The sequence below is a fragment of the Citrobacter sp. RHB35-C17 genome (genome assembly GCF_013816795.1).
Classification (GTDB): domain Bacteria; phylum Pseudomonadota; class Gammaproteobacteria; order Enterobacterales; family Enterobacteriaceae; genus Citrobacter_A; species Citrobacter_A amalonaticus.
Genome location: NZ_CP057150.1, coordinates 1,714,188 through 1,728,196, shown reverse-complemented (window position 1 = coordinate 1,728,196; position 14,009 = coordinate 1,714,188). Strand labels below are relative to the sequence as shown.

Below are 14,009 nucleotides of genomic sequence, written 5' to 3'. Positions count from 1 at the left end.
GTCGGGGAATACAGAAAATTAACCAAAACAGGGTGCAATAACACACATTGCTTCCTGTTGACGCTGAATTAAACGTGAGCAACCGGGTTCGGAGTATGTCCGGCATTGCGCAGCAGCATCAGCAAATAAATAAACGACACGCTGGCAATCATAATAAACAGAAGATTATCGGAATAATTCTGCATCAACATGGCGGTGAAGGAAGGCCCTAACAGGCTGCCAACGGTGTAGCTTAGCAGCAGCGCCTGGTTCATCGCCACCAGTTGATGATGTTCCACTTTTTCACAGGCCCAGGCCATCGCCACCGGATAGAGCGTAAAACCGGCCGCCCCCAGGATAAAGAGCGCAGGTGCCATCGCTGCCTGGCTTAACATCGCGATGCTTCCGAGGATGACCACAAACACCTGCACGCGCAGTACCAGCAGTCGACCAAACTTATCCGCCAGTCTCCCGATTGGCCACTGCCCGAGGATCCCCGCGCTAACCAGCACCGCCATCCAGAAACCGATACTGGCATTACTCATGCCCTGATGATTGAGATAGAGCGGCATCAGGCCGTACAGCGAACCCAGGACAATCCCGGAAATGATGCAGCCGTTAACGCCCAGCCGCGCCTGACGCAGTTTCAGCATTGCGGTAATTGGCGTGTCGTTGTGTTCATCAGACTGTTGATTCAGGATGCGGGTAAAGAGCAGCGGTAAAATCCCTGCCAGAATCAGTCCCGTCGCCCACGGCAGCACATTCATCAGTTCCGTCGAGACTTTGCTGACCAGCAGTTGTCCGAGGAAGGTCCCCACATAATAGACCATCATGTAGGCCGCCAGCAGGCGACCGCGGTTACGTGATGTCCCGCTGCACATCAGCGCACTCTCCACAACCACCCAGATCATCGCGCAGCCAATGCCCGCGACAAAGCGCCATGCCAGCCAGCTCCAGAAGCCGACCATCACCCCGAGGCCCACACAACCGGCGGCAAAAATCAGCGAGGCAAGATAGTAACTACGGTTAAACCCGAGGCGTTTGATTAAAGCTCCTGTCAACAGCGTCCCGACCAGATTACCGGTGAAATAGGACGAACTGATCATACCCACCTGCCACGTCGGCAGGTTTTCCTGGGCGAGCCAAAGCGGGACGAGCGTGTTCAGCACCGCAATCGCCAGGGTCAGCAGAAGTAGACCAGCCAGCAAAAGCAAGACAGGTCGGGTATAGGTGGACATGAGTATAAACCGTGAGGAAGTTCAAATTTCACGCGCATCATGCCACCAACAAAAACATTGTCAATCGGCGGAAACCGTGGTGTGGCGGCCCTTTTCCGTCTTCGATTGAATTTATTGATTAAGATTATGTATTACTGATAACCAATCAACTACAGGTGACTGTTTTTATTGATTTAACGCAAAGGTATTCCGTTTCGATCAGTCGAAAAATCTCATAGTCCCGGCAGGTTTTTTTTTCCGTTCTATGCTTTGAATGAACCATACGCACCTGAATGAATTCGGGCGCAGAGTTGACTCAAGCAAGGAGAAGAGAATGACCAGGCCTTATGTTCGTCTCGATAAAAATGACGCAGCGGTTCTTCTGGTGGATCACCAGGCCGGATTGCTGTCACTGGTCAGGGATATTGACCCTGATAAATTCAAAAACAACGTGCTCGCGCTGGGTGATTTAGCCAAATACTTCAAGCTGCCTACCATCCTCACCACCAGTTTCGAAACCGGACCAAACGGCCCGCTGGTCCCCGAATTAAAAGCCCAGTTTCCTGATGCCCCGTACATTGCGAGGCCAGGGAATATCAACGCCTGGGATAATGAAGACTTCGTGAAGGCCGTCAAAGCCACGGGGAAAAAGCAGTTGATCATTGCGGGTGTAGTGACCGAAGTTTGTGTGGCATTTCCGGCGCTGTCAGCCATTGAAGAAGGTTTTGATGTCTTCGTCGTCACCGACGCGTCGGGTACGTTTAATGAAATTACCCGTCATTCGGCGTGGGATAGAATGTCGCAGGCCGGTGCTCAGCTCATGACATGGTTTGGTGTGGCCTGCGAACTGCACCGTGACTGGCGTAATGATATTGAGGGGTTGGCGACGCTGTTCTCCAACCACATTCCGGATTATCGCAACCTGATGACCAGCTACGATACGTTGACTAAACAGAAATAGTAAAACCGGGGCGAAAGCCCCGGTGAGAGTGATGACAAACTTCATCCCGATACCGGAAAAGTAAAGATCACCTCATTAAAAACCAGGAAAATCAATTCATTGATTTTCGGCTGATAACCACAAGGAAGGAAAAACCACGCTTTTTCTTTCCTTGTCAGTAATCTGACCGGGGCGAAAGCCCCGGTTATTCACTTAGCTGGCAACCGCCATACCGACGGTCATATGCAGACCGTAGAATACGCCGCGACCAATCAGTTCTCCCACCAGCAGCAGAATAAAGGCCACTGACAGCAGCGGAACCGCAGGCTGATACCCTTTCAACTGCGGAACAATCCAGCAGCACAAGGCCAGCGCCAGCACCCCAATCCGCCAGGCCATCAACGCCCCGTAGTCAGGTACCAACGCAGAAGCCTGCTGAATAGAGCTGTGAATGGTCGCCAGTTCTGCGCCCTGCATCACCGACATGATGGCACTGACCACCAGCGCCAGCAGTGAAACCGCAGGCAACAGACGCATCGCCCAGCCATCGACTCCCGCCACGCGCAGCAGCAGATAGCCCAGCAGTGGCCCCCCCATCAGCAGAGTCAGGAAGAAGCCCAGCGGCGTCCAGACGCTGTACCAGGTCGGTACGGTATCAATGCTGTTATAGACGCGCACCATCATCCAGACGAACAGTACACCCAGCACCATCGTCAGCAGCAACCACAGGTTACGCAGAGCCGGAGAGAGCTTTTTCAACACCGCCAGCAGCCAGCCGATCCCGCCAACCGCAAAGAAAATCGAACCGCTGGCAATTTCATTACTCAGCGCCGATGAACCGACACGGTTAAGCGAGTTAAACGCCCGCATTGGCGAGCCAAGGTGCAGCATAGATGCGATAAAGCCAATCCCCATCAGCACCCACAGCGCAAACATGCAGGTAATCACGCGCTGTTGCGTTTCGGCCCGCAGGTCGCCTTTCATTAGCGCCAGCGCCAGGACAATGAAGCCACCGACCACACATTGTCCGAAGACCGTGAAGATCATCAGCGGCCATTCATGCCATCCACTTCCCATCTTACACCTCCTTCGGATTCGCCAGATAACCGGTGGCATCCCCGGTCGGGCGGCTGTTGGCATTCGGTTTGATCACAATACTCGGCTTCGTAAAGTGCGCGCCAGGCAGCGGAGCAACCGCCGCCAGATCGCCGTGTTTCTGACGCAATTCGTCGACAGGACCGAAATCCAGCGCACGCAGCGGACAAGATTCGACACAGATCGGTTTCTTGCCTTCCGCCACCCGGTCATGACAGCCGTCGCATTTGGTCATGTGGCCTTTGGCGGCGTTGTACTGCGGCGCACCGTACGGACAGGCCATATGGCAATAACGACAGCCGATGCAGATATCTTCATCAACGACCACAAAGCCGTCTTCCCGCTTGTGCATCGCCCCGCTCGGACAGACCTTGGTACAGGCCGGATCTTCACAGTGGTTACAGGCAATAGAGAGATAATAGGCAAACACGTTCTGGTGCCAGACGCCGTTGTCTTCCTGCCAGTCTCCGCCCGCATATTCATAAATGCGGCGGAAGCTGACATCCGGGGTTAAGTCTTTGTAATCTTTACAGGCCAGTTCGCAGGTTTTACAACCGGTGCAACGGCTGGAATCAATAAAAAATCCATACTGGGTTGTCATCGGTTACTCCTTACACCTTCTCAACCTGAACAAGGTTCGTATGTGACGGGTTCCCCTTCGCCAGAGGAGACGGGCGCTGGGTGGTCAATACATTGATACAGCCCCCCTGGTCAATGCGTTTGGCATCCGGGTCATACCAGGCCCCTTCCCCTAGCGCAACCACACCCGGCATCATCCGCGGCGTCACTTTCGCCTCAATATGTAGCTCTCCGCGACCATTGAAGATGCGGACCTTGTCGCCATTACGGATACCGCGTTTTTGCGCGTCCAGCGGGTTGATCCACATCTCCTGGCGGCACGACGCCTTCAGGACATCCACGTTGCCATAGGTGGAGTGAACGCGAGATTTATAGTGGAAGCCCGTGAGCTGCAATGGATAATCTTTGGTCAACGGATCGTTGTAGTTCTCAAAACCTGGCGTGTAGATCGGCAATGGATCGATGACATCGCCTTCCGGTAGTTCCCAGGTGGCGGCAATCTTAGCCAGTTCCTGCGAGTAGATCTCGATTTTACCTGACGGCGTGGTCAACGGATTGGCCTGCGGATCGTCACGGAACGCCTTATAGGCCACGTGATGTCCTTCCGGATCGCGCTGCTTGAACAGACCCTGCTTACGGAATTCCTCAAAGGTCGGCAGCGCCGAAATAGCTTTACGCGACTGTTCGTACAGATGACGCATCCATTCTTCCTGAGTGCGTCCTTCGGTAAACTGCTGCTCGACACCCAGACGCTTCGCCAGCTCGCTAGTCATTTCATAGATGGTTTTGCATTCAAAACGCGGCTTAATGGCCTGATCGGCGAAAATCACATAAGACATATTCCCGCAGGAAGCATCCAGCGCGAAGTCCATCTGTTCAGAAGCCGTGCAGTCCGGCAGCAGGATATCGGCATACTTCGCTGACGACGTCATGTGGCAGTCGATGACGACAATCATTTCGCACTTCTTGTCATCCTGCAGGATGTCGTGCGTGCGGTTGATCTCTGAGTGCTGGTTGATAAGACAGTTACCGGCGTAGTTCCAGATCATCTTAATCGGCACGTCGAGTTTATCTTTGCCGCGCACGCCATCACGCAGCGCAGTCATTTCCGGACCACGTTCAATCGCGTCGGTCCACATAAACATCGAGATACTGGTTTCTACCGGGTTTTCCAGCGTTGGCATCCGAACAAACGGCAGACCGTAAGAGCCTTCACGTGCACCGCTGTTGCCGCCGTTGATCCCGACGTTACCGGTTAAAATAGCCAGCATTGAAATGGCACGGGTGGCGATTTCACCGTTCGCATGGCGCTGCGGTCCCCATCCCTGGCTGATATAGGCTGGTTTTGCGCTGCCGATTTCTCGCGCCAGTTTGATAATACGGTCTGCCGGAATGCCGGTAATTTGCGCTGCCCACTCAGGCGTTTTTGGCGTACCGTCAGTCCCCTGCCCGAGAATATAGGCCTTATAGTGGCCATTCTTCGGCGCGCTGGCTGGCAACGTTTTCTCGTCGTAGCCCACACAGTACTTATCGAGGAACGGCTGATCGACCATATTCTCAGTAATCAGCACATAAGCCAGCGCATTCACCAGCGCCGCATCGGTACCCGGACGAATCGGGATCCATTCATCTTCACGACCGGCCCCGGTATCGGTATAGCGCGGATCGATAATAATCATCCGGGCATTCGATTTCTGTCGCGCCTGTTCCAGATAGTAGGTCACCCCACCGCCGCTCATACGGGTTTCGCCAGGATTGTTACCGAACAGCACTACCAGCTTACTGTTTTCGATGTCCGATGGGCTGTTACCATCCGCCCAACCGCCATAGGTGTAGTTCAGACCCGCCGCGATTTGTGCGGAAGAGTAGTCGCCGTAGTGGTTCAAATAACCGCCGCAGCAGTTCATCAGACGCGCCACCAGGGTATTTCCCGGCGGCCAGGAACGGGTCATCGTACCGCCCAGCGTACCGGTGCCGTAGTTCAGATAGATAGACTCGTTACCGTAGTCTTTAATCAGACGCTGCATGTTGCTGGCGATGATGTCGTAAGCCTCATCCCAGGTGATGCGCTCGAATTTGCCTTCTCCGCGTTTACCGACGCGTTTCATCGGGTATTTCAGACGATCCGGGTTATAGACGCGACGACGCATGGAACGTCCACGCAGACAGGCACGCACCTGATGCAAGCCGTCGTAGTTGTCATCACCGGTGTTGTCGGTTTCAACGTATTTGATTTCGCCATCCACAACATGCATGCGCAACGGGCAACGACTCCCGCAGTTTACGGTACAGGCGCTCCAGACGACTTTTTCGCTGGCTTGTGCCGGACTCAGGGCTTCGGCAGCATTAGCGATACGGGTAAATGGCAGGGTAAACGCGCTGCTGGCCATCGCCAGTCCGCCAATCGCCGTCGTTTTGACCAAACCGCGACGACTCACCTCCGCTGCCATCACGGCATCAGGGATCTTCGTTTTCATAAAGGCTCACTCTGCTTGCTTACAGTAAAAAAACAGAAATTGATATTATTATTTGAGTAGTTAAGCAACGTTATATAGTTCTACATACAACGTATTTACAGGATAACAGTGCAAAATGCTGAAGTTCATTCGAAAGTAATATTACCCCTAAGGGGGTAATGATTATTGTCCGGCGTCAAACAGGCATAAAAAAAGCGCCCAAAGGCGCTTTTTAGAAAGAGTGAAGCGAGGATTAACCGATATATTCCAGTCCGTTCATGTACGGACGCAACACTTCCGGCACTTCGATACGGCCATCAGCCTGCTGGTAGTTTTCCATCACCGCCACCAGCGTACGACCAACCGCCAGACCAGAACCGTTCAGAGTATGCACCAGACGGGTCTTTTTGTCGGACTTGCTGCGACAGCGAGCCTGCATACGGCGCGCCTGGAAATCCCAGACGTTAGAGCAGGATGAAATCTCGCGGTAGGTATTCTGCGCCGGTACCCACACTTCCAGATCGTAGGTTTTGCATGCGCCAAAGCCCATGTCGCCGGTGCAAAGAATGATTTTGCGATAGGGCAGACCCAGCAGTTGCAGCACTTTTTCCGCATGACCGGTCATCTCTTCCAGCGCTGCCATTGAATCTTCCGGGCGAACGATCTGTACCATTTCAACTTTGTCGAACTGGTGCATACGGATCAGGCCACGGGTATCACGACCGTAGGAACCCGCTTCAGAGCGGAAGCACGGTGTGTGCGCCGTCATTTTGATCGGCAGTTGGTCTTCGTCGATGATCTCATCACGCACCAGGTTGGTCAGCGGCACTTCTGCCGTCGGAATCAACGCGTAGTTGCTGCTGTCAGCCTCTTCTTCCAGCGGACGCGTGTGGAACAGATCGCCGGCAAATTTCGGCAACTGCCCCGTGCCGTACAGGGTGTCATGGTTGACCAGATACGGCACATAGTTTTCGCTGTAGCCATGCTGTTCGGTATGCAGATCGAGCATAAATTGCGAGAGCGCACGGTGCATACGGGCAATCTGCCCTTTCATCACCACGAAGCGGGAACCCGTCAGCTTAACGGCAGCAGCGAAATCCAGACCGAAATGCATTTCGCCCAGCGTGACGTGATCGCGAACCTCAAAGTCGAACTCGCGCGGGGTACCCCAGCGGCTGACTTCAACGTTATCGTTCTCGTCTTTACCGACCGGCACTTCGTCTGCAGGCAGGTTAGGAATGGCCAGCGCGATATCGCGGATCTCAGCCTGTAAAACATCCAGCTCCGCTTTTGCGGCATCCAGCTCTTCGCCCAGTTTGTTCACTTCCAGACGTAAAGGCTCGATATCTTCCCCGCGCGCTTTCGCCTGGCCGATGGATTTCGATCGAGAGTTACGCTCTGCCTGCAGGTTTTCAGTATTGACCTGCAAAACTTTACGACGCTCTTCAAGAGCGCGCAGCTTATCTACATCCAGCTTAAAGCCCCGGCGTGCCAGTTTTTCAGCGACTGCGTCTGGCTCATTACGCAGCAGATTGGGATCGAGCATGCTTATCCTGTGCTTATCGAATTGAAATGGGAAAATGTGACCACAGCCTGCGGTCACAGGGATACAGTGCCAACATTACCGCAACGCCTGCGCTAACGGTAGCGTTTTATAGGGCTATTTTGATCCTGTCCGGCGAGCCAGGCGAGCTTTTCGCCAATCTTGCCCTCAAGACCTCTGTTTGTGGGGTGATAATAGCGTGTTTGTGCCATCTCCGGCGGGAAATATTCCTCGCCCGCGGCATAAGCATTCGGTTCGTCATGTGCATAACGATATTCCTGGCCGTAACCCATCTCTTTCATCAACTTCGTCGGCGCATTGCGCAGATGAACAGGTACGTCATAGTCAGGACGTTCACGGGCATCGGAGAGCGCCGCTTTAAAGGCGGTATACACCGCATTGCTTTTCGGTGCACAGGCCAGATAAACAATCGCCTGGGCGATGGCGCGCTCGCCTTCAGCAGGCCCCACTCGCGTGAAGCAGTCCCAGGCGGAAATCGCCACCTGCATCGCACGCGGATCGGCATTGCCCACATCTTCGGAAGCAATCGCCAGGCAACGGCGCGCGACATACAGCGGATCCCCCCCGGCCGTAATGATACGTGCATACCAGTAAAGTGCCGCATCCGGCGCGCTGCCGCGAACTGATTTATGCAATGCGGAAATGAGATCGTAGAAGCGGTCGCCTTTGTTATCAAAACGCGCGCTGCGCTCACCGGCGATTTCGGTCAACAATGCGGGAAGCAGTACTCGCTTGCCACTATCATCCACTTCGGCCATATCAGCCATCATTTCCAGGGTGTTCAATGCGCGGCGCGCATCACCATTGACCAGTTCCGCGATGGCTTTGCGGGTATCATCCGGCAGAACGATATCCTGGCCACCATAGCCCCGCGCCTTGTCTTCCATCGCCTGACGGAGAACCTGTTCGATATCTTCCGTGGTCAGCGATTTGAGCAAATAGACGCGCGCCCGCGACAACAGCGCAGAATTCAGTTCAAACGACGGGTTTTCGGTGGTTGCCCCGATAAAGGTGATCGTGCCGTCTTCAATATGCGGTAAGAACGCATCCTGTTGGCTTTTATTAAAGCGATGAACTTCGTCAACAAACAGAATAGTGCGACGCCCGGCATGACGATTCTGACGGGCGCGTTCGATGGCTTCGCGGATCTCTTTCACGCCGGAGGTGACCGCCGATATCCGCTCAACGTCGGCATCGGCGTAGCGGGCAATCACTTCAGCGAGTGTCGTTTTCCCGGTTCCCGGCGGTCCCCACAAGATCATGGAGTGCAGATGTCCGGCTTCAATCGCACGCGGCAACGGTTTACCCGCAGCCAGCAGGTGCTGCTGACCAATATACTGCGCTAAATTTCCTGGCCGCATCCGCGCGGCCAGTGGCTGAAAGGTATTATCAGAAAAATCGAGCGACAGGTTGCTCACGCAGGCCTCTACTTACGTTGGTCGTCTACCGTTACGCCTTGCGGTGGAGTAAAGGTGAACTTCGATGCGTCAACGGTGCCATTCTGCTGTGATTTCAGCTGATAGCTGCTGCGCTGGTCATCCTGCTCCACGGCGCTGAACTGATGAATAGTCCCGTCACGGCCCACATTGATGGTGAACTGTTTCAGGTTACCGTTGCTGGTTTTCGGCGTCAGGACGAAGTCGTCACCGTTCTGCTTGATATTGTACTGTTGCCAGTCGCTGGACTGGTTGCGGGCAATCAGCATAAACGGCGTGTTGCCGGTGGCGTCTTTCAGCCAGGTCGCGGTGGCCTGCTCAACAAACGGGTTGAAGAACCACAGCGTTTTCCCATCAGAAACCAGAATGCTTTCATCAGGCTGCGTCATGTGCCAGTTAAACAGGTTCGGACGCTTCACCCACAAATCACCCTGACCTTCCTGAACAGCAGCGCCGCTGCCATCAGTCACTTTCTGTGTGAAGCTGGCGTGGAAGCTGCTTACTTTATCCAGACGACTTTTCAGATCGCTGGCGGCATCCGCCCAAACGCTGCTTACCACGAATCCTGAGAGTAATGCACAGGTGATTGCGATTTTTTTCATTGTTATTCCTCAAAATACGTCACTCCCGACCGGGAGATCCCTCTGCTATCCATTCCAGGCCAAAAATCAGCGTGAGGAAAGAAGACAATACTGAATTACGTAACTTTGCACTTAGTCAAACGGTGGTGGCGCCAGCACTTCACGATTGCCGTTATGGCCTTGTTCGCTGACGATTCCCTGCGCTTCCATTTGTTCGATAATGCGCGCCGCACGGTTGTAGCCAATACGGAACTGGCGCTGTACGCCGGAGATGGACGCTTTACGTTTCTCTGTCACAAAGTTGACAGCCTGATCGAATAACGGATCCAGCTCTTCTCCACCGTCAAAGCCACCGCCGCCGCCTTCGCTTTCGCTGTCGGAGGTGATGCCATCCACATACTGCGGACGCCCACGCGCCTTCCAGTCCTGCACCACCGCATGCACTTCCTGGTCACGGACAAATGCGCCGTGAACACGCACCGGCATGGTGGAGTTTGGCCCGGAGTAAAGCATATCCCCCATCCCCAGCAGCGATTCTGCACCGCCCTGATCGAGGATAGTACGCGAGTCAATCTTACTGGACACGGTGAAGGCAATACGTGTCGGTATGTTGGCTTTAATAAGACCGGTAATGACGTCAACCGATGGACGCTGTGTCGCCAGCACCAGGTGGATCCCGGCCGCACGGGCTTTTTGCGCCAGTCGGGCAATCAGCTCTTCAACTTTCTTACCGACGGTCATCATCAGGTCGGCAAATTCGTCAACCAGCACAACGATATACGGCAGTTTTTCCAGTACCGGATGCTGCGCATCCATACTGTCGCCCGGTTTCCAGTACGGGTCCGGAATTGGACGTCCCATCCGCGCGGCTTCGGCTATCTTCTCGTTGTAACCCGCAAGATTACGCACGCCCAGCGCAGACATCAGCTTGTAACGGCGTTCCATCTCGTTAACGCTCCAGCGCAGGGCGTTGGCGGCGTCTTTCATATCCGTGACGACTTCCGTCAGCAGATGCGGAATGCCTTCGTAAACCGACAGCTCCAGCATTTTCGGGTCGATCATGATGAAACGAACGTCTTCCGGCTGCGCCTTGTAAAGCATGCTGAGGATCATGGCGTTCACCCCAACCGATTTACCCGAACCGGTTGTTCCCGCCACCAGCAGGTGCGGCATTTTCGCCAGATCGGCTACCACCGGATCGCCGGCAATATCTTTACCCAACACGACGGTCAGCGGCGACGGGTTTTCACGGAACTTCGCGTTATCCAGCACTTCACGCAGGTAAACGGTCTGCCGTTTTTTGTTCGGCAATTCCAGGCCTACGTATGGTTTACCCGGAATCACTTCCACCACGCGCACCGCGACAGTCGACAACGAACGCGCCAGGTCACGAGAAAGGTTGGAAATACGCGCCGCTTTCACACCCGGCGCCAGATTCAGTTCAAAACGGGTGATCACCGGACCTGGCGAGTAATTCACCACATCAGCCTTGATGCGGAAATCAGCCAGGCGAGCTTCAACCAGGCGCGCCATTTGTTCCAGCGCGAAGGTATCAACCGGCTCCACTTCACTCGGTGGCTGCGTCAGCAGATCCAGTGAAGGCAGTGGCGTCGTCGGTTTCTGCAGCGGACGGCTGTCACCATTGCGCATCAGCAGCGGGTGAATCAGGCTTTCCTGCGGCTGGGGTGCAGCAGGTTGCTGCGTCACTACCGGCTGATGCGGTTGCTGATACTGTGGCTGCGGCGCTGCCGGCTGTTGTGGTTGTTGATAGTGCGGCTGCGGCGCTACCGGCTGTTGTGGCTGTTGATACTGCGGCTGCGGCGCTACCGGCTGTTGCGGCTGCTGATACTGCGGCTGTGGCGCTACCGGCTGTTGCGGCTGCTGATACTGCGGCGTTGTGGGTGGCTGAACAGGCGCAGACTCCGGCATTACGCCCGGTGTAAACAGCGGCTCATGCGGGCCGTTATCGACCAGCGTTTTCATGGGTGAAAACTCAAAATCATCCAGCGAGAATGGATTCGCTCCGGCAGGTTGCTCACCGGCGTAGCGCTGTTGCTGTGAAGAGGCAAACTGGCGCGCCAGTTCAGCTTCCGCAGCGGCATCTTCATCGTCGGCCTGCGTCGCCTCATGCTGATACTCGTCGCCATAACGACTTTGCTGTGACTGAGCAAACTGACGAGCCAGTTCGTCCTGTTGCATGGCGTCGATTTCATCATCGCTATACTGCGGATCGTGTTGACCGGCTTCACGCGCTCTCTCCTCAGCCATACGCTGAGAAGGCAATTTAATACCATACGATGCCAGCTCACGGCGTGTCGGTACACGTACGCGATTGGGACGAGGCAGTTGCGGGCCAATCCCTTCTTTCACCTGCGGACGCGGCGCTCCGCCGTTCGCGAGGCTGAAGACTGGCGCTGCAGCTGCCGCAGTCGCACCGGCTGATAAGGTCGCATCCTTCACGCTTGCAGCGATCGGCGCAATGGTCGCAGCGGTGTCAACAGGCGGTATAGAAGGCGCAGTTGACGGTGCAGGAACCACCGGTTCCGGCGTGTTAACAGGTTCAGGAATCGGCTGATACCACGCGGCCAGTTGCTCACGTTCACGCGCACGCTTCTCTTCCACTTCTTCAAAGTAGTACAGCGGCGGGCGCGCAGGTTTTGTCTCTTCGACTACCGGCTCAGGCTCAGTAATCGGAGCCTGCGGAACCACAGGTTCCTGTGGCGATAAAGGCTCCGGCTGATACGCTGGCTGATGATAAACCGGCTGCTGGACAGGCTCGGGTTGATAAACCGGCTCGGGCTGCCAGGGTTGCTCTACCGTAGCTTGCGGTTGCTGCCACGGTTGTTGCGGTACGTCTGGCTGCGGATAACCAGCTTCAGGGGCCACAGACGCAGCGTATTGCGGTTCAGTCGGAACAGGCTGTTGCCATGTCTCATACTGCGCCTGCTGCGGCTGCGCGTACGGGTTGTGCGACGGATAGCCTTCCGGCGCAGGAGCAATCACCGGCTCGCCGGTTTGCGGGCCTGGTACGGGTTGCCATGCAACCGCAGGTTGTACAGGAACGGTTTCTGCGCCTGGTACGGGCGGCGTTTGCATAATCGGATCGACCGGCGCAGCCCAGGCCTGAGTCGCAGCCGTTGCTGCCGCCGCAGCGGCGACGGGTTCGGTCACCGAATGACCGTTTAACAGCGGATCGTATTCATCATATTCCGGCTGTGTCGCACGATGCCCGGAGAACAGCACATCGCCAGGATCGGCCGCGACGCCGCGCGCGCTGTAGGCTATCTCATCGTCATCATCCATGCGTCTGCCGGAGAAGAGCGCCGCATCCGTCTGACGGCCATGCGGATTGATAAATTTTTCAGCCAGACGTTTACGGCGCGCCAGCGCACCGCGAAGAATACGCGCCCGACGGGATTCACGTTTCCCGCCCTCGACTTCATCTTCATACTCTTCATCGTCTTCGTATTCGTCGTCTTCTACCCAGGTATCATCACGACGGGTACGGTTGCTGGCAAAGGTCAGAATATTGAGCAGCCAGCCGCCAAGTTTTTCGGCGATGCTAACCCAGGACCAGCCGGTAAAGAGCGTCAGCCCTGCCGCCCACACGCACAGAAGCGTAATGGTGCCACCACTGCTGTGCAGCAACGGTTGCAGCGTGGTACTCAACAGACTGCCAATCACCCCGCCGGAGGCGAAGTACCAGATGTCATCGGCATTAATAGCGGCCAGACCACAGGAGGTAAGGATAAGCGCCAGCACGCCAATGATGCGCAGCGAGACGGCAAAATAGTCGATATAGTCATCGGTCGCCTGGTGACGCCAGGCAAACCAGCAGCCGCCCACAATGATGACAGGAATGGTGTACGCCATTATCCCAAAGATAAAGAACAGGGTATCCGCCAGCCATGCCCCCGGCGCCCCGCCCAAATTATGGATAGGCTCATGCCAGGCCGTTTGCGACCAACTGGGATCAGAAGGATTAAAGCTCAGTAAGGCTGCCATCAGCCAGACGGCAAAAAGGGCAATAAGAATCAGCAACGCCTCCAGAAGTCGGCGCCCGCTGCTTAACTTTGTCAATGTGACTTCTTTGTCTTCAGTGTATTCCTGGCTCAAAAAAGGCTCTCCAGGTTTCGGGCTTTTCCTGCCCGATGCTAAAACG

At 55.3% G+C, this 14,009-nt stretch carries 9 protein-coding genes; 1 reads left to right on the top strand and 8 read right to left on the bottom strand.

Features of this window, described 5'->3' with window-relative positions:
- Positions 1-68 precede the first annotated feature (68 nt).
- The gene (locus HVZ37_RS08100) at positions 69-1,217 is read right to left on the bottom strand and encodes an MFS transporter (protein ID WP_043001200.1); all 1,149 of its coding nucleotides are present in this window, start codon (positions 1,215-1,217) and stop codon (positions 69-71) included.
- Between the two features lie 313 nt (positions 1,218-1,530).
- Here HVZ37_RS08100 and ycaC point away from each other — a divergent pair, with 313 nt between their 5' ends.
- Complete coding sequence (gene ycaC / locus HVZ37_RS08095; RefSeq protein ID WP_043001201.1) at positions 1,531-2,157, top strand: isochorismate family cysteine hydrolase YcaC; 627 nt, start codon at positions 1,531-1,533, stop codon at positions 2,155-2,157.
- A gap of 192 nt (positions 2,158-2,349) precedes the next feature.
- Here the strand turns inward: ycaC and HVZ37_RS08090 are convergent, their stop codons facing one another.
- The 7 genes from HVZ37_RS08090 to ftsK all read right to left on the bottom strand — a co-directional run bounded on the left by HVZ37_RS08090 (position 2,350) and on the right by ftsK (position 13,963).
- Positions 2,350-3,213 carry a dimethyl sulfoxide reductase anchor subunit family protein gene (locus HVZ37_RS08090; RefSeq protein WP_043001202.1) on the bottom strand — a complete coding sequence of 288 codons (864 nt, stop codon included), beginning with the start codon at positions 3,211-3,213 and terminating at the stop codon, positions 2,350-2,352.
- Between the two features lies 1 nt (position 3,214).
- Positions 3,215-3,832 carry a DMSO/selenate family reductase complex B subunit gene (locus HVZ37_RS08085; protein ID WP_181628307.1) on the bottom strand — a complete coding sequence of 206 codons (618 nt, stop codon included), beginning with the start codon at positions 3,830-3,832 and terminating at the stop codon, positions 3,215-3,217.
- A gap of 10 nt (positions 3,833-3,842) precedes the next feature.
- Positions 3,843-6,287: a dimethylsulfoxide reductase subunit A gene (dmsA, locus tag HVZ37_RS08080; RefSeq protein ID WP_181628306.1), complete on the bottom strand. Its 2,445-nt coding sequence runs from the start codon at positions 6,285-6,287 to the stop codon at positions 3,843-3,845.
- A 232-nt stretch (positions 6,288-6,519) separates the two neighbouring features.
- Positions 6,520-7,812 carry a serine--tRNA ligase gene (serS, locus tag HVZ37_RS08075; RefSeq protein WP_181628305.1) on the bottom strand — a complete coding sequence of 431 codons (1,293 nt, stop codon included), beginning with the start codon at positions 7,810-7,812 and terminating at the stop codon, positions 6,520-6,522.
- A 92-nt stretch (positions 7,813-7,904) separates the two neighbouring features.
- Positions 7,905-9,248 (bottom strand): replication-associated recombination protein RarA, encoded by a 1,344-nt coding sequence (gene rarA, locus HVZ37_RS08070; protein ID WP_181628304.1) that lies wholly within the window; start codon positions 9,246-9,248, stop codon positions 7,905-7,907.
- Between the two features lie 8 nt (positions 9,249-9,256).
- Positions 9,257-9,868 (bottom strand): outer membrane lipoprotein chaperone LolA, encoded by a 612-nt coding sequence (lolA, locus tag HVZ37_RS08065; RefSeq protein ID WP_042320255.1) that lies wholly within the window; start codon positions 9,866-9,868, stop codon positions 9,257-9,259.
- 111 nt (positions 9,869-9,979) lie between these two features.
- A complete protein-coding gene (gene ftsK / locus HVZ37_RS08060) occupies positions 9,980-13,963 on the bottom strand; it encodes a DNA translocase FtsK (protein ID WP_181628303.1) in 3,984 nt (1,327 codons plus the stop codon).
- Positions 13,964-14,009 lie beyond the last annotated feature (46 nt).

What these genes read in the sequence shown, in the direction of transcription:
- HVZ37_RS08100 (WP_043001200.1), bottom strand. Translation starts at nt 1,217, where the DNA reads ATGTCCACCTATACCCGACCTGTCTTGCTTTTGCTGGCTGGTCTACTT.
- ycaC (WP_043001201.1), top strand. Translation starts at nt 1,531, where the DNA reads ATGACCAGGCCTTATGTTCGTCTCGATAAAAATGACGCAGCGGTTCTT.
- HVZ37_RS08090 (WP_043001202.1), bottom strand. Translation starts at nt 3,213, where the DNA reads ATGGGAAGTGGATGGCATGAATGGCCGCTGATGATCTTCACGGTCTTC.
- HVZ37_RS08085 (WP_181628307.1), bottom strand. Translation starts at nt 3,832, where the DNA reads ATGACAACCCAGTATGGATTTTTTATTGATTCCAGCCGTTGCACCGGT.
- dmsA (WP_181628306.1), bottom strand. Translation starts at nt 6,287, where the DNA reads ATGAAAACGAAGATCCCTGATGCCGTGATGGCAGCGGAGGTGAGTCGT.
- serS (WP_181628305.1), bottom strand. Translation starts at nt 7,812, where the DNA reads ATGCTCGATCCCAATCTGCTGCGTAATGAGCCAGACGCAGTCGCTGAA.
- lolA (WP_042320255.1), bottom strand. Translation starts at nt 9,868, where the DNA reads ATGAAAAAAATCGCAATCACCTGTGCATTACTCTCAGGATTCGTGGTA.